Consider the following 14,673-nt stretch of genomic DNA (forward strand, 5'->3'; position numbering starts at 1 on the left):
CAGCCATGAAGAATCCCAGCAGAGCCTGGCCGTGGGGGCTGTCACTGGCCCTCGCCGTCCCGCTCGCCCTTCCGCTCGTCGGCCTGGCGGGCTCCGCCGCGCGGGCCGCCACCGACTACCAGGCCGAGGACGCCACCGTCGTGCAGGGCGCGGTGGCCACCAACCACACCGGCTACACGGGCACCGGCTTCGTCGACTACACCAACGTCACAGGCTCGTATGTGGAGTTCACGGTGAGCGCCGCCTCCGCCGGAACCTCCGCCGTCGTCCTGCGGTACTCCAACGGCACCGCCGTGGACCGTCCGATGGACATCTCCGTCGGCGGCACGGTGGTCGCCGCCGGTGTCACCTTTCCGGCCACCGCCGACTGGAACACCTGGGTCAACAAGACCGTCAACGTCCCGCTCACCGCGGGCTCCAACAAGATCCGCGCGACCGCGACCACCGCGAACGGCGGCCCCAACCTCGACCGCATCGGTGTCACGGCGGCGGCCGACGCCCAGGCCCCGACCCGTCCCGGGCAGCCGAGTTGCGCGGACATCGGCGAGACCGGACTCACCCTGGCCTGGGGCGCCTCGACCGACAACGCGGGCGTGACGGCGTACGACCTCTACGAGCACGGCAACAAGATCGGTGAGGCGCCCGGGAGTTCGACCTCGAAGGCGCTGACCGGTCTGACGCCCGCCACCACCTACAACCTGACCGTCATCGCCCGCGACGCGGCCGGCAACACCTCCGCCGCCAGCCCTGTCGTCGACTGCACCACCAAACCCAGCTCCGACACCAGCGCGCCGACCAGGCCCGGCACCCTTACGGCCGCCAATGTCACTGCGAACAGCGCCGAGTTGACCTGGGGCGCCTCGACGGACGACCGGGCGGTGGTCGCGTACGACGTGCGCAGCGGCTCCACCGTCTACAAGTCCGTCACCACCGGCACCTCGACCACCCTCACCGGCCTTGCCTGCGACAGCCCCTACACGCTGAACGTCGTCGCGCGCGACGCGGCCGGAAACGTCTCCGAGCAGAGCAACACGGTCGGCCTCACGACCAAGGCCTGCGCCACCGACGGCGGCGTCCCGTCCTCCGTCTCCACGCTGTCCACGGGCTGGACGATCCCGTGGGGCACGTACTGGATGCCCGACGGCCAGAGCGCGCTGGTCACCGAGCGGGACGACTTCGGGGTCTGGAAACTCGCCAAGGACGGCACCCGTACCAAGGTCGGCACCGTCCCCGAGGCCGTCACCACCAACGGCGAGGGCGGACTGCTCGGCGTCGCCGTCGACCCGAAATGGGCGACCAACCGCTACGTCTACTTCATGCACACCGCGTCCGAGGGCAACCGCGTCGTCCGTATGACCTACGACGGCACGAAACTCGGCGACTACAAGGTCCTGCTCCAGGGCATCAAGAAGAACCGCTACCACAACGGCGGCCGTCTCGCCTTCGGCCCCGACGGCTATCTGTACGTGTCCACCGGCGAGGCCCAGACACCCGACCTGGCGCAGGACAAGACCTCTCTCAACGGCAAGATCCTGCGTATGACGACCGACGGGAAAGCCGCTCCCGGCAACCCGTTCGGCAACTACGTCTACAGCCTCGGCCACCGCAACCCGCAGGGCCTCGCCTTCGACCGGGGCGGCCGCCTGTGGGAGGCAGAGTTCGGCAACAGCTCCAAGGACGAGCTGAACCTGATCAAGCCGGGCGCCAACTACGGCTGGCCCACCTGCGAGGGCACGTGCAGTGTCTCCGGGATGACCAACCCGAAGGCCACCTGGAACGTCGCCGACGCCTCGCCCAGCGGCATCGCCATCGTCCGCAACGTCGTCTACATGGCGTCCCTGCGCGGCGAGCGGCTGTGGCGCATCCCCATCAACGGCGACAACGAGAGCGTGGGCACGCCGACCGCGTACTACGTCGGGACCTACGGCCGGCTGCGCACGGTCACCAAGGTGCCGGGCGCGGACCAGCTGTGGCTGTCCACCACCAACAGCGACAACAACGGAGGGGAGCCGGACGGGTCCGACAAGATCTTCCGCGTGAACATCACCTAGTCCACACCTGGTCCCGGAGACAGTCCCGAAGGAGGTCAGGCCCGGTACAGGGCCTCGACCTCCTTCGCGTACGCGTCCTCGATCGCCTTGCGTTTCAGTTTCAGGGACGGCGTCAGCAGACCGTGTTCCTCGCTGAACGGCTGGGCCAGGATGCGGAACGTACGGATCGACTCGGCCTTGGAGACCAGGGTGTTCGCGGCTACCACGGCGCGCCGCACCTCCTTCTCCAGGTCCGGGTCGCGGACCAGTTCCGTCGAGGTCAGCTGCGGCTTGTCGCGCATGGCCAGCCAGTGCTCGACGGCTTCCCGGTCCAGGGTGACCAGGGCCGCGATGTACGGCCGGTCGTTGCCGACCACGATGCACTGGGCGACCAGCGGATGGTCCCGGACGCGTTCCTCCAGGCCTCCCGGGGCGACGCTCTTGCCGCCCGACGTCACCAGGATCTCCTTCTTGCGGCCCGTGATCGTGAGGAAGCCGTCCTCGTCGAGGGAGCCCAGATCGCCGGTGGCCAGCCAGCCGTCGTGCAGGGTCGCGTCCGTCGCCTTCTGGTTGTTCAGATAGCCCTGGAAGACGTTGTCGCCGCGCAGCCAGATCTCGCCGTCGTCCGCGATGTGCACCGTCATACCGGGGATGGCCTGGCCGACCGTGCCGTAACGGGTGCGCTCCGGCGGGTTGGCGGTGGCCGCAGCCGTCGTCTCCGTCAGGCCGTAGCCCTCGTAGATGTGGACGCCCGCGCCCGCGAAGAACAGCCCGAGCCGCCGGTCCATGCCCGAACCGCCGGTCATCGCATGCCGTACGCGCCCGCCCATCGCGGCCCGGATCTTGGAGTACACGAGCTTCTCGAAGAGCTGGTGCTGCATCCGCAGGCCCGCCGACGGGCCGGGGCCCATGTCCCAGGCCTTCTCCTCCATGGCCTCCGCGTAGCGCACCGCGACCTCGACGGCCTTCTCGAAGGGGCCGGATTTGCCCTCCCGCTCGGCCTTGCGGCGGGCGGCGCTGAAGACCTTCTCGAAGATGTACGGCACGCCGAGGAAGAACGTCGGCCGGAACGCGGCGAGGTCGGGCAGCAGGGCTGCCGCGTTGAGCTGCGGCTGGTGGCCGAAACGCACCCCGCCGCGGATCGCGGCCACCTGCACCATCCGGCCGAAGACATGCGCGAGGGGGAGGAAGAGGAGGGTCGCCGCCTCGTCGCCCTTCTTGGAGTGGAACACCGGTTCCCACCGTTCGATGACGGTGTCCGCCTCGAACATGAAGTTCGCGTGGGTGATGACACAGCCCTTGGGGCGGCCGGTGGTGCCGGAGGTGTAGATGATCGTCGCGGTCGACTCGGGGGTGACCGCGAGCCGGTGCCGGTGCACCATGTCGTCGTCGAGGTGCGCGCCGGCCTCGTAGAGCTCCTGCACGATGCCGACGTCGAGCTGCCACAGCTGGCGCAGCTGAGGAAGCCGGTCGATGACCGTGGCGATGGTCATCGCATGGTCCTCGTGCTCCACCATCGCGGCCGTGACCTCGGCGTCGTACAGCATCCAGAAGACCTGCTCCGCCGAGGACGTCGAATAGACCGGCACCACCTGGGCGCCGATCGTCCACAGCGCGTAGTCGAAGAGCGTCCACTCGTAGCGCGTACGGGACATGATCGCGACCCGGTCCCCGAACCGGATGCCCCGCGCGAGCAGGCCCTTGGCGAGGGCGAGGACCTCGTCGCGGAACTCGCCCGCGGTCACGTCCTGCCACTGGCCCGCCTCGTCCTTCCGGCCGAGCGCGACACGCAGGGGGTCTTCCTGGGCATGTTCGAACACCACGTCGGCCAGTCCGCCCACGGGCGGCGCCAACGCCAACGGAGGGTTGGTGAATTCGCGCAAACCCGCTCCTCGTGACGCCTTGCACAGCGCCGTGAAAGCTACCCCACGGCCTCATACCGCGGGAGGGGGTACGAAACCGGGCGGTGCTGTGCTTATGCGCCGGGGCGGGCGGAAAATTGCGTCTGTATGGGTAGGGGACGGACAGATCTTCCTCCGCCGAGGGACGACCCGGTCCCGTTATCTCCACCGAATCCGACCGACCCGCTCACCGCCCGTGCCAGGGCTCTTGGGATTCTCTTTAAGATCCCGAAGGACCTGCGGGCAACCGTTCGCCTTCTCTCACTGCGTCACGGACGTCGATTTCGTCACGCCCGTCCCGTCAGCGCCGGTGCAGCCGGTCCCCGCTCGTGAGGATCGCCGCCGCCAGCGCGTCCGCCGCGCCCTGGGCCGGCGTACGGCGTCGGCCGTGGACCAGGACGAAGTCGACCTGGCCCAGTTCCGGCAGCCCGGCGCGGTCGGGCACGCGGACCAGACCGGGCGGGATCATGCCGCGCGAGTGGGCCATCACGCCGAGGCCCGCACGGGCCGCCGCGATCAGTCCGTTGAGGCTGCCGCTGGTGCAGACGACGCGCCACGCCCGGCCCTGCCGCTCCAGGGCCTCCATGGCGAGGGCACGGGTGATGCCCGGCGGCGGGTACACGATCAGCGGCACCGGACGGTCGGCCTCCAGTCGCAGCCGCTGCGCGCCGATCCACACCAGCTCGTCGTGCCAGACCGGCTCACCACGCGGATCCTCGGGGCGCCGCTTGGCCAGGACGAGATCCAGTTTCCCGGCGGCCAGCTGCTCGTGCAGGGTGCCCGACAGCTCGACCGTCAGCTCCACACCGACCTCGGGATGGTCGTTGCGAAAGGCCTCCAGGATCTCCGGCAGCCGGGTCAGTACGAAGTCCTCGGACGCGCCGAACCGCAGCCGGCCGCGCAGCCGCGTGCCCGTGAAGAACGCCGTCGCCTGCTCGTGCACCTCCAGGATGCGGCGGGCGAAACCGAGCATCGCCTCGCCGTCCTCGGTCAGCTCCACCGAGTGCGTGTCCCGGGAGAACAGCTGCCGCCCGGCCGCGTCCTCCAGGCGCCGCACATGCTGGCTGACCGTGGACTGGCGCAGCCCGAGCCGGCGGGCGGCCTGCGTGAAACTGAGCGTCTGGGCCACCGTCAGAAAGGTCCGCAGATGAGAGGGGTCGTACACGTCTCCACGCTACCTCGTTATCACGAACCGCGATGACAGTCAGAGCGGTGTACGGGATTCCCGATCACGGAGCCGAGGAGGACGATGGAAAGGGCACGACCGTCCCCGAATCCGACCGTCCCTGAACCCGAGTAGTGGAGCACCGTGAAACGCCTGAAGTGGCCGAGCTGGATGCCGATCGACCCCTACATCCTGCTGTTGCTCGGGACGGTGGGCCTCGCGGCACTCCTCCCGGCACGCGGGACGGGCGCCGACGTCGCCTCGGGTGCCTCCACGGCCGCCATCGCCTTCCTCTTCTTCCTCTACGGCGCCCGCCTCTCCACCCGGGAGGCGCTGGCCGGGCTGAAACACTGGCGCCTGCACGGCACGGTTCTCGCCTGTACGTTCGTCGTCTTCCCGCTGCTCGGCCTGGCCGCCCGCGCGTTCGAACCGGTGTTCCTGACCCACGACCTCTACACCGGCCTGCTCTTCCTCACCCTCGTCCCGTCCACGATCCAGTCGTCCATAGCCTTCACCTCGATGGCCCGGGGCAACGTGCCCGCCGCGATCTGCGCCGGCTCCTTCTCCTCCCTCGTCGGCATCGTCGTCACCCCGCTGCTCGCGGCCACACTGCTCGGCAGCACCGGCGGCGGCTTCTCGCTCGACTCGCTGGTCGACATCGTGCTCCAGTTGCTGGTCCCGTTCGTCGCCGGGCAGGTGCTCCGGCGCTGGATCGGCGTGTTCGTCACCCGGCACAAGAAGGTGCTCGGGCTGGTCGACCGCGGCTCGATCCTCCTCGTCGTCTACACCGCGTTCAGCGAGGGCGTGGTCGAGGGCATCTGGCACCAGGTCGGCCCCGGCCGGCTCGCCGGACTCATGGTCGTCGAGGCCGTCCTGCTCGCGGTGATGCTGGCGCTCACCTGGTACGGCGGCAAGGCGCTCGGCTTCGGCCGCGAGGACCGGATCACGATCCAGTTCGCCGGTTCCAAGAAGTCCCTGGCGGCCGGACTGCCCATGGCGAGCGTCCTGTTCGGGTCCCAGGCCGCGCTGGCCGTACTGCCGCTGATGCTCTTCCACCAGATGCAGCTGATGGTGTGCGCGGTGATCGCCAAACGCCGGTCGCGGGACCCGGTGACCGCCGACGAGACGGCCACCGACCAGAACCCGGCGGGACCGCCCCGCGTGACAGCGGCGACCCGTTCCGGCTGAGCCGCGGACCGGGTGGGTTGCGGACCGGCTGAGCCCGCGGACCGGCTGAGCCGCGGACCGGGTGAGCCGCGGACCGGGTGGGCCGCGGACCGGGTGGGCCGCGGACCGGGTGGGCCGGGCGCGCAACGCGCCCCGAAGGGGGCGCGGGGAACTGCGCGACCAGCCCCCACCGGCCCGCGGCGAACGAATCACCTACCGCGCGGAGCGACTCTCGCTCACCTCGTCCATCGGCAGCCACAGCACCGTGCTGCTCGTGGCCGCCGCCTCGTCCACGGTCGCCGTCATGGAGGCCGCGGACAGTTCCGCGGTGCCCAACGCCCGGTCCCAGACCCGGACATCGTCGATCGCACCGCTGAAGTGCTGCAGGCTGTCCACCCGTTGCCCGACGTGCACCCCGAACACCGAGTTGCGGCTGACGGACCCGGTGACGTCCGCCACGCTGACCGCCGTGCCGTCGACGAAGAGGGTGAACTGGCCGCCGCCACGGCGCAGGGCCGCGAAGTGCCACTGGCCGTCGTTGTAGGTACCCACGGAGGTCGCGGAAGCCGTCCTGACGGCCGACGCGCCGTCCCTGACGGTCATCAGGCCCCGGACCCGGTTGCTCGCGGGTTCGGCCCGCAGCCAGACCTGCGGCTGGGTGGAGCCGACCCCGCCCATCCACAGCAGCGGCCGGTCACCCGTCGTCGCCGTGGTCCGGAACCAGAGAGCCACCGTGAAGTCCTTGGTGCCGAGCGGAAGCCGGTCGCTGTACGGGAGGCGCACCGCGTCGTCCACGCCGTCGAACTCCAGCGCGCCGCCGCCGAACACCCCGGTGGTCTGCGTGGCACCGCCGAGGACCGCGGCCGGACGGGCGCCGGGGGCCAGGTCACGGGTGGTCGGGTCCGGGCCGCGTGCGGGCGTCAGCCAGTCCTCGGTGAAGCGGGCGAAGCGGATCTCGTCGCGTGCGTCGACGGTGCCGCCCTCGTACATCAGGCCCACCGTCTCGCTGTCGATCCTGACCAGGTCGGAGTAGCCCGACCAGTCCCGCGTGACGACCGTGCCCCGGTCCACGCTGTCCCAGGTGCGCCCGCCGTCGTAGGAGGAGCGGATCATCATCGTCCGGCGCCGGTCGGGATCGCCCGGGCAGGCCAGCAGCACCCGGGCGCCGAGGCCCACGGTGGAGCACTGGACCTGGGGCGCGTAGAGATCCGGGAGGGCGTGGAACGGGGTGAGGAAGCTGCTGCCGCCGTCCGAGCTGAAGGCCTGGGTGCGGTGTCCGAGATCGGTACCGTCCTGTTCACGCCCGCTGACCAGGATCACCCCGTCCGTGCGCTCGGTGAGCGTCACCTCGGACGGCTTCTGCCGGAAGGTGCCGTCCGCCGCGATCGGCCAGCTGTCGGTGGCGCCGACCGTCCAGTGGTCGCCCCCGTCGTCGCTGATGATCAGCGCCGCGTGGTTGGCGGTGATCCGACTGCCGTCCCACGTCTCGGTGTTGACGCCGAAGACGAGCCGGCCCGCGTGCTCGCCCCGGGTGAGCTGGAGACCGTGCACGGGGCCCGTCGCGTACCAGGAGTTCCAGTCGGGCGGCATGATCTCGGCGCTCAGGTCGCGCGGCTCGGACCAGGTCTCCCCGTCGTCGTCGCTGTACTGCAGATGCGGGCTGCGGTCGCAGGGCACCGGGCAGTTGCCGCCGCCCCGGCCGGTGTTCCAGCTCTCCGCGAGGAGGATGCGGCCGGTCTCCCGGTCCACGATGGGCGCCGGGTTGCCGTGCGTGTCGACCCCGCCGTCGTCGACCACCTGGACCGGTCCCCAGGTGCGCCCGTCGTCTGTCGACCGCTTGACGACGATATCGATGTCACCGGCGTCCCCGCAGTTGTCCTTCCGCCCCTCGGCGAACGCCAGCAGCGTGCCCTTCAGGGTCCGGACGATCGCGGGGATCCGGTAGCAGGCGTATCCGGGGTCCTGAGAGGCCCGGAAGAGCACCTGCTGTTCGAACGTAGCCGTACGGGTGGCCTGTTCGGCGCCTGCGGGGCTCGGCATCGCGAGCAGCAGAGCGGCCGTGGTGAACACGGCCGTGAGGGTGTATCTGAGACGTGCGCGAAGACTTGACGGCATGTACGGCCCTGCCCTTCAACGTCTGGACTTCATGCGTCTGGACTTCAGAGTTCGTGACTTGAGAGTTCGTGACTTCAGAGGTCTGGACATCTGAACAATTGGGCATCCGAAAATCTGGACATCCTACGTCCAACGTGCGCGCATCAGACGGTAGTTGGATGCTCAGCCGCCCCACAAGAACCGTGTGTCAGGGGATCAGGACAACCTTGCTATTCGGTGCGGCTGGAACCCGGTGACGGTCGTGGGACCCACCGGCAGGTCGTACGCCGGGGTGAGCAGTGCCCCGCCGACCGCGACCGCGTCTGACGGGGGACCACCTGTTAACCGGGGACCACCTGTGTGCCCGTACCGAACACGCCGCATCCGCACCTCTTACTCGCGCGTCGAGAAACCGTTGGGAGCCCCAACGATAAACGTATAACCATTGGGAGGTCCAATGATTATTGGTTAGTATTTCCGCATGTCTGTCGAACTTCGTTCCATACGCGTCCTCCCCAGCTGGATCCTGGGGAGGGCCGCCGACCGCGGACGGGCGCTGGTCGCCGCCGCGCTGGCGGACGAGGGGCTGAAAATGTGGCATCACGTGGTGCTTTCCGCCGTCGCGGAGGTGGGCCCGGTCGCGCAGGCCGAACTGGTGCGCGGGGTGGGGCTCGATGCCAAGGACATGGTCGGCGTGCTCAACGACCTTCAGGACGCCTCACTGGTCGTACGCACACCCGATCCGCACGACCGGCGCAAGAACGCGGTGACGGTCACGGCGGAGGGGCGAAAACTGCTGGCCCGCTGCGAGCGGGCCGCACGCAGGGCCAACGACGAACTGCTGGCGCCGCTCACCGGCGTGGAACGCGAGCTGTTCCTGGGCCTGCTCACCCGGGTCTCGGGCACGCGCTAGCGGCCGGGGCGACCCGGTGGGGAGAAGCGGGGCCCCACCGGCGCAGGGGGCGCTCCCCGCCGTTCGGGACCCCGCCGCCGTGCCGCGGGGAAACCGCTCAGCCCCGGGAGGCCGCGGCCCGCAGGGCGATACGGTCCTCGCCCGCGTACACGTTCATGTTGGCGCCCCGGAGGAACCCCACCAGGGTCAGCCCCGACTCGGCCGCCAGGTCGACGGCGAGCGAAGAGGGTGCCGAGACTGCCGCCAGCACCGGGATCCCGGCCATGACTGCCTTCTGGGCCAGTTCGAACGACGCCCGGCCCGAGACCAGCAGGATCACGCGGGACAGCGGCAGGTCGCCGTTCTGCAGGGCCCGGCCGACCAGCTTGTCGACCGCGTTGTGCCGGCCCACGTCCTCACGGATGTCGAGCAGGTCGCCCTCCTCCGTGAACAGGGCCGCCGCGTGCAAGCCCCCGGTCCGGTCGAACACCCGCTGGGACGCGCGGAGCCGGTCGGGGAGGCTCGCGAGCAGTTCCGGTGTCAGCCGGAGCGGGGGAGCGTCGGCGCCGTCGTCGATCGCCCAGCGCGCCGTCGTACGGACGGCGTCCAGGCTGGCCTTTCCGCACAGGCCGCACGAGGACGTCGTGTACACGTTCCGCTCCAGCGTGATGTCGGGCAGCACCACGTCCGGAGCCGTCCGCACATCCACCACGTTGTACGTGTTCGAGCCGTCGGTGGTGGCCCCCGCGCAGTACACGATGTTCTGGAGTTCGCGCCGCTCGGCGAGCACGCCCTCGCTCACCAGGAAGCCGGCGGCGAGCGCGAAGTCGTCGCCCGGTGTCCGCATGGTGATGGCGATCGGCTTGCCGTTCAGCCGGATCTCCATGGGTTCCTCGGCGACGAGCGTGTCCGGCCGGGTGGAGACCGCCCCGTCCCGGATCCGGAGCACCCTGCGCCGTTCGGTGACTCGTCCCATGTCCTGATCAGCCCCGGTTCTGTACGTGCTGGTAGGTGACCTTCTCGTTCTCATTGTCCTGCACGCGCGAGCCGGCTCCGCGGGCCATGGAATCCTGTCGTCGCGAGGCAACGGCTTGTAGCGGGTTGACGACATATTGTCTACAGTATGGGCGTCGGGTCGACAAGAGGTGCGACACAAGAGGCGCGACAGATGCCGGGTGCGGCGCCGGTGGCCGGGAAGCGGAGAGACGGTGGCCGGGAGGGCGCGCTCCGGGCGGCCGAGGGTACCGTTCGTCCGGTCCGAACGACCGTTCGGCGCAGTGCGGATACCGTTCACCGCATACGGTCGGCGAGTTCGACCGGCCGCCTTCCCAACCGTGCGGCCGGTTCCTATCGTCCGGGATCATGAGTCCCCCCGTAGCACCGCCCGGCTGGAGCCGCTGGCTCGTTCCTCCGGCCGCCCTCTCGGTCCACCTGTCCATCGGTCAGGCCTACGCCTGGAGCGTCTTCAAGCCGCCACTGGAATCCGCGCTCGATCTCAGCGGCACCCAGAGCGCGCTGCCCTTCCAGCTCGGCATCGTCATGCTCGGCCTGTCCGCCGCGTTCGGCGGCACCCTCGTCGAGCGCAACGGGCCGCGCTGGGCCATGACCGTCGCCCTCATCTGTTTCTCCTCCGGCTTCCTCATCGCCTCGCTCGGCGCCGCCACCGAGCAGTACTGGCTGATCGTCTTCGGCTACGGCTTCGTCGGCGGCATCGGCCTGGGCATCGGCTACATCTCGCCCGTCTCCACCCTCATCAAGTGGTTCCCCGACCGGCCCGGCATGGCCACCGGGATCGCGATCATGGGCTTCGGCGGCGGCGCGCTCATCGCCTCGCCGTGGTCGGCGCAGATGCTGGAGTCGTTCGGTTCCGACAGCTCCGGCATCGCGCTCGCCTTCCTCGTGCACGGACTGACGTACGCCGCGTTCATGTCGCTCGGAGTGCTCCTGGTCCGCGTGCCGCGCGGCGAGAAGCCCGCCGCCGGCGGGTCGAGCGTGCCGAGCGCCCTCACGGGCGTCCAGGTCTCCGCGCGCAGCGCCGTGCGGACCCCGCAGTTCTGGTGCCTGTGGGTCATCCTCTGCATGAACGTGACCGCGGGCATCGGCATCCTGGAGAAGGCCGCGCCGATGATCAAGGACTTCTTCGCGGACAGCTCCACACCGGTCTCGGTGTCGGCGGCGGCCGGCTTCGTCGCGCTGCTCTCGGCGGCCAACATGGCCGGCCGGATCGGCTGGTCGTCCACCTCCGACCTGATCGGCCGCAAGAACATCTACCGTGTCTACCTCGGCGTCGGCGCGCTGATGTACGCGTCGATAGCCTGGTTCGGGGACTCCTCCAAGCCGCTGTTCATCCTGTGCGCCCTGGTGATCCTCTCCTTCTACGGCGGCGGTTTCGCCACCATCCCCGCCTACCTGAAGGACCTCTTCGGGACCTACCAGGTCGGCGCGATCCACGGACGGCTGCTCACCGCCTGGTCCACGGCCGGGGTGCTCGGCCCGCTGATCGTCAACTGGATCGCGGACCGCCAGGAGGAGGCCGGCAAACACGGCTCGGCGCTCTACGGGACATCGTTCGCCATCATGATCGGTCTGCTCGCCGTCGGCTTCGCCGCCAACGAACTCGTCCGCCCCGTCCATCCCCGTCACCACGTGCCCGCGCCGAAGGAGGCCGCCGATGTCCAGCGAGAGCAGTCCGTCTGAGAACACGGGCCCGCCCGACCGCCGGCCCCTGATCGCCTTCGCCTGGCTGTGGGTGGGGCTGCCGCTCTGTTACGGCATCTACGAACTGGTGCAGAAGGCGACACAGCTGTTCACAGGGTAGGTGTTCGGACACGGGGGACTCTGATAGAAGCCGACAACCCGGCCGCGTTAATCCTGTGGCATCGCGTGCCGTCGTACTGGTGAGTCACTGAACACACTGGAGGATCCCGCTACCGCAAAGCAGCAAAGGGGACCCACCCATGAACGGCTCGCGCATCGCCGCCGTCGGTCACTACCAGCCCGCCAAGGTACTCACGAACGAGGACCTGGCGGGTCTGGTCGACACCAACGACGAGTGGATCAGAAGCCGGGTGGGCATCCGTACGCGCCACATCGCCGGGCCCGACGAGCCCGTGGACGAGCTGGCCGCGCACGCCGCCGCCAAGGCGCTCGCCGCGGCGGGCCTGGCCGCGAGCGAGATCGACCTCGTCCTCGTCGCCACCTCGACCGCCGTCGACCGCTCCCCGAACATGGCCGCCCGGGTCGCGAACCGCCTCGGCATCCCCTCGGCGGCCACGATGGACCTCAACGTCGTGTGCGCCGGCTTCACCCACGCCCTGGCCACGGCCGACCACGCGGTCCGGGCCGGGGGATCGGTACGGGCCCTCGTCATCGGCGCCGACAAGATGTCCGCGGTGACGGACTGGACCGACCGCACGACCTGTGTACTCGTCGGGGACGGGGCGGGCGCCGCCGTCGTCGAGGCCTGCCCGCCCGCCGCAGCGGACGCGCCGGGGCTCGCGGGCATCGGGCCCGTGCTGTGGGGCTCGGTGCCGGAGATGGGGCACGCGGTACGGATCGAGGGCACGCCCCCGCGCTTCGCACAGGAGGGCCAGAGCGTCTACCGCTGGGCCACCACCCAGCTGCCGCGCATCGCCCGCCAGGCGTGTGAGCGCGCCGGTCTCGCCCCGGAGGACCTCGCCGCCGTCGTCCTGCACCAGGCCAACCTGCGCATCATCGAGCCGCTGGCGGCGAAGATCGGCGCGGTGAACGCCGTCGTGGCCCGTGATGTCGTCGAGTCCGGCAACACCTCGGCCGCCAGCATCCCGCTGGCCTTCTCCAAACTGGTCGAGCGCGGCGAGATCTCCACCGGCGACCCCGTCCTCCTGTTCGGCTTCGGCGGCAACCTCTCGTACGCCGGGCAGGTCGTCCGCTGCCCGTGACGGTTCCGGCTCCGGCTCCGGAAGGCGTTCCACGAGCGCCCACGGCGCTTCGGCGTCCCTCTCTTTGTCCTCTGAATGGAAGAAGTCAGCTTCAATCTGTGCTCGACTTCTTCCCAGCCCCGGCAGTCGCTGCTACGTTCCACTCGAAAGCCCGGCGAGGTGGCCGGAAATCGTGGCAGGTTGGTACCTGACCAGGCTGGGAGGGGCTTGTGAGACGTATGACCGCACGACCCGCGAACTCCCACCAGGCCCGGCTGCTGCGGCTGCTGCGTGACGGTGGGCCCAACTCCCGGGCCCAGCTGGGGGATCAGGTCGATCTGTCACGGTCCAAGCTGGCCGTGGAGGTGGACCGCCTCCTGGAGACGGGCCTGGTCGTGGCCGACGGACTCGCCGCCTCCCGCGGTGGCCGCCGCTCCCACAACATCCGACTCGCCCCCGCCCTGCGCTTCCTCGGCGTCGACATCGGCGCGACGTCGATCGACGTCGCGGTCACCAACGCCGAACTGGAAGTGCTGGGACACCTCAACCAGCCCATGGACGTACGCGAGGGCCCGGTCGCGGTCTTCGAGCAAGTCCTGGCCATGGCTGCCAAGTTGAGGGCATCCGGGCTCGCGGAGGGGTTCGACGGCGCCGGTATCGGCGTCCCGGGTCCGGTCCGTTTCCCCGAGGGTGTTCCGGTGGCTCCGCCGATCATGCCCGGCTGGGACGGCTTTCCCGTGCGGGAGGCGCTCAGCCAGGAACTGGGCTGCCCGGTGATGGTCGACAACGACGTGAACCTGATGGCGATGGGGGAGCAGCACGCGGGCGTCGCCCGTTCCGTGGGCGACTTCCTCTGCGTCAAGATCGGTACCGGTATCGGCTGCGGCATCGTCGTCGGCGGTGAGGTCCACCGTGGGGTGACGGGCAGCGCCGGAGACATCGGGCACATCCAGGCGGTGCCCGACGGGCGCCCGTGCGCCTGCGGCAACCGGGGCTGCCTGGAAGCCCACTTCAGCGGCGCCGCACTCGCCCGCGACGCCAAAGAGGCCGCCCAGCAAGGACTTTCGGCGGAACTCGCCGCCCGCTGGGAGGCGAGCGGCACCCTGAGCGCCGTCGACGTGGCCGCCGCCGCTGCCGCCGGGGACGCCACCTCGCTCGACCTGATCCGCGAGGGCGGCAACCGCACCGGCCAGGTCATCGCCGGTCTCGTCAGCTTCTTCAACCCCGGCCTGGTGGTGATCGGCGGCGGGGTGACCGGCCTCGGCCACACCCTGCTCGCCGCGATCCGTACCCAGGTCTACCGTCAGTCGCTGCCCCTGGCGACCGGCAACCTGCCCATCGTTCTGGGGGAGTTGGGCCCCACCGCCGGAGTCATCGGCGCCGCCCGGCTCATCAGCGACCACCTGTTCTCACCCGCGTAAGCCGACTCCGTACCCCTCCGTCACTCGACGCACACCACCACAAGCGCCCTGCTCTGCCCTGCGCAAAAACGCCTGCCCAGCAAGCGATCCACCCTGCAACCGGC

Annotated in this window: 11 protein-coding genes; 7 read left to right on the top strand and 4 right to left on the bottom strand. The window is 70.1% G+C overall.

Going from position 1 to position 14,673, the window contains the following annotated elements; translation table 11 throughout:
- Nucleotides 1-5: 5 nt before the first annotated feature.
- Complete coding sequence (locus OG241_RS44570; protein ID WP_405824079.1) at nucleotides 6-2,051, top strand: PQQ-dependent sugar dehydrogenase; 2,046 nt, start codon at nucleotides 6-8, stop codon at nucleotides 2,049-2,051.
- 35 nt (nucleotides 2,052-2,086) lie between these two features.
- Here the strand turns inward: OG241_RS44570 and OG241_RS44575 are convergent, their stop codons facing one another.
- Together OG241_RS44575 and OG241_RS44580 are read right to left on the bottom strand one after the other, a co-directional pair.
- On the bottom strand, nucleotides 2,087-3,913 hold the full coding sequence (locus tag OG241_RS44575; RefSeq protein ID WP_405824081.1) for an AMP-dependent synthetase/ligase: 1,827 nt from the start codon (nucleotides 3,911-3,913) through the stop codon (nucleotides 2,087-2,089).
- Between the two features lie 319 nt (nucleotides 3,914-4,232).
- Nucleotides 4,233-5,096 (bottom strand): LysR substrate-binding domain-containing protein, encoded by an 864-nt coding sequence (locus OG241_RS44580; protein ID WP_405824082.1) that lies wholly within the window; start codon nucleotides 5,094-5,096, stop codon nucleotides 4,233-4,235.
- A gap of 171 nt (nucleotides 5,097-5,267) precedes the next feature.
- Here OG241_RS44580 and OG241_RS44585 point away from each other — a divergent pair, with 171 nt between their 5' ends.
- Nucleotides 5,268-6,284, top strand: coding sequence for a bile acid:sodium symporter family protein (locus OG241_RS44585; RefSeq protein ID WP_405826772.1), 1,017 nt, complete (start codon nucleotides 5,268-5,270; stop codon nucleotides 6,282-6,284).
- 192 nt (nucleotides 6,285-6,476) lie between these two features.
- On the opposite strand, the gene OG241_RS44590 is transcribed toward OG241_RS44585, so the two are convergent.
- Nucleotides 6,477-8,378 carry an exo-alpha-sialidase gene (locus OG241_RS44590; RefSeq protein WP_405824084.1) on the bottom strand — a complete coding sequence of 634 codons (1,902 nt, stop codon included), beginning with the start codon at nucleotides 8,376-8,378 and terminating at the stop codon, nucleotides 6,477-6,479.
- Between the two features lie 460 nt (nucleotides 8,379-8,838).
- On the opposite strand from OG241_RS44590, the gene OG241_RS44595 reads away from it, so the two are divergent.
- Nucleotides 8,839-9,270 carry a MarR family winged helix-turn-helix transcriptional regulator gene (locus OG241_RS44595; RefSeq protein ID WP_405824086.1) on the top strand — a complete coding sequence of 144 codons (432 nt, stop codon included), beginning with the start codon at nucleotides 8,839-8,841 and terminating at the stop codon, nucleotides 9,268-9,270.
- Between the two features lie 97 nt (nucleotides 9,271-9,367).
- Here the strand turns inward: OG241_RS44595 and fdhD are convergent, their stop codons facing one another.
- Entirely contained in the window at nucleotides 9,368-10,225 is an 858-nt protein-coding gene (gene fdhD, locus OG241_RS44600) for a formate dehydrogenase accessory sulfurtransferase FdhD (RefSeq protein WP_405824088.1), read from the bottom strand.
- A gap of 386 nt (nucleotides 10,226-10,611) precedes the next feature.
- Between fdhD and OG241_RS44605 the strand changes: the two genes are divergently transcribed.
- From OG241_RS44605 to OG241_RS44620, 4 genes are all read left to right on the top strand, one after another.
- Entirely contained in the window at nucleotides 10,612-11,946 is a 1,335-nt protein-coding gene (locus tag OG241_RS44605) for an OFA family MFS transporter (protein WP_405824090.1), read from the top strand.
- Nucleotides 11,921-12,067, top strand: a complete 147-nt coding sequence (locus OG241_RS44610; RefSeq protein ID WP_405824092.1) for a hypothetical protein — start codon at nucleotides 11,921-11,923, stop codon at nucleotides 12,065-12,067. Before OG241_RS44605 ends, OG241_RS44610 begins: the two co-directional genes overlap by 26 nt.
- A gap of 139 nt (nucleotides 12,068-12,206) precedes the next feature.
- Entirely contained in the window at nucleotides 12,207-13,169 is a 963-nt protein-coding gene (locus tag OG241_RS44615; protein WP_405824094.1) for a beta-ketoacyl-ACP synthase III, read from the top strand.
- A 218-nt stretch (nucleotides 13,170-13,387) separates the two neighbouring features.
- Nucleotides 13,388-14,569, top strand: a complete 1,182-nt coding sequence (locus tag OG241_RS44620; RefSeq protein ID WP_405824096.1) for an ROK family protein — start codon at nucleotides 13,388-13,390, stop codon at nucleotides 14,567-14,569.
- Nucleotides 14,570-14,673 lie beyond the last annotated feature (104 nt).

Source organism: Streptomyces sp. NBC_01390 (assembly GCF_045040105.1).
Classification (GTDB): domain Bacteria; phylum Actinomycetota; class Actinomycetes; order Streptomycetales; family Streptomycetaceae; genus Streptomyces.

What these genes read in the sequence shown, in the direction of transcription:
- OG241_RS44605 (WP_405824090.1), top strand. Translation starts at nt 10,612, where the DNA reads ATGAGTCCCCCCGTAGCACCGCCCGGCTGGAGCCGCTGGCTCGTTCCT.
- fdhD (WP_405824088.1), bottom strand. Translation starts at nt 10,225, where the DNA reads ATGGGACGAGTCACCGAACGGCGCAGGGTGCTCCGGATCCGGGACGGG.
- OG241_RS44595 (WP_405824086.1), top strand. Translation starts at nt 8,839, where the DNA reads ATGTCTGTCGAACTTCGTTCCATACGCGTCCTCCCCAGCTGGATCCTG.
- OG241_RS44615 (WP_405824094.1), top strand. Translation starts at nt 12,207, where the DNA reads ATGAACGGCTCGCGCATCGCCGCCGTCGGTCACTACCAGCCCGCCAAG.
- OG241_RS44570 (WP_405824079.1), top strand. Translation starts at nt 6, where the DNA reads ATGAAGAATCCCAGCAGAGCCTGGCCGTGGGGGCTGTCACTGGCCCTC.
- OG241_RS44610 (WP_405824092.1), top strand. Translation starts at nt 11,921, where the DNA reads ATGTCCAGCGAGAGCAGTCCGTCTGAGAACACGGGCCCGCCCGACCGC.
- OG241_RS44620 (WP_405824096.1), top strand. Translation starts at nt 13,388, where the DNA reads ATGACCGCACGACCCGCGAACTCCCACCAGGCCCGGCTGCTGCGGCTG.
- OG241_RS44585 (WP_405826772.1), top strand. Translation starts at nt 5,268, where the DNA reads ATGCCGATCGACCCCTACATCCTGCTGTTGCTCGGGACGGTGGGCCTC.
- OG241_RS44590 (WP_405824084.1), bottom strand. Translation starts at nt 8,378, where the DNA reads ATGCCGTCAAGTCTTCGCGCACGTCTCAGATACACCCTCACGGCCGTG.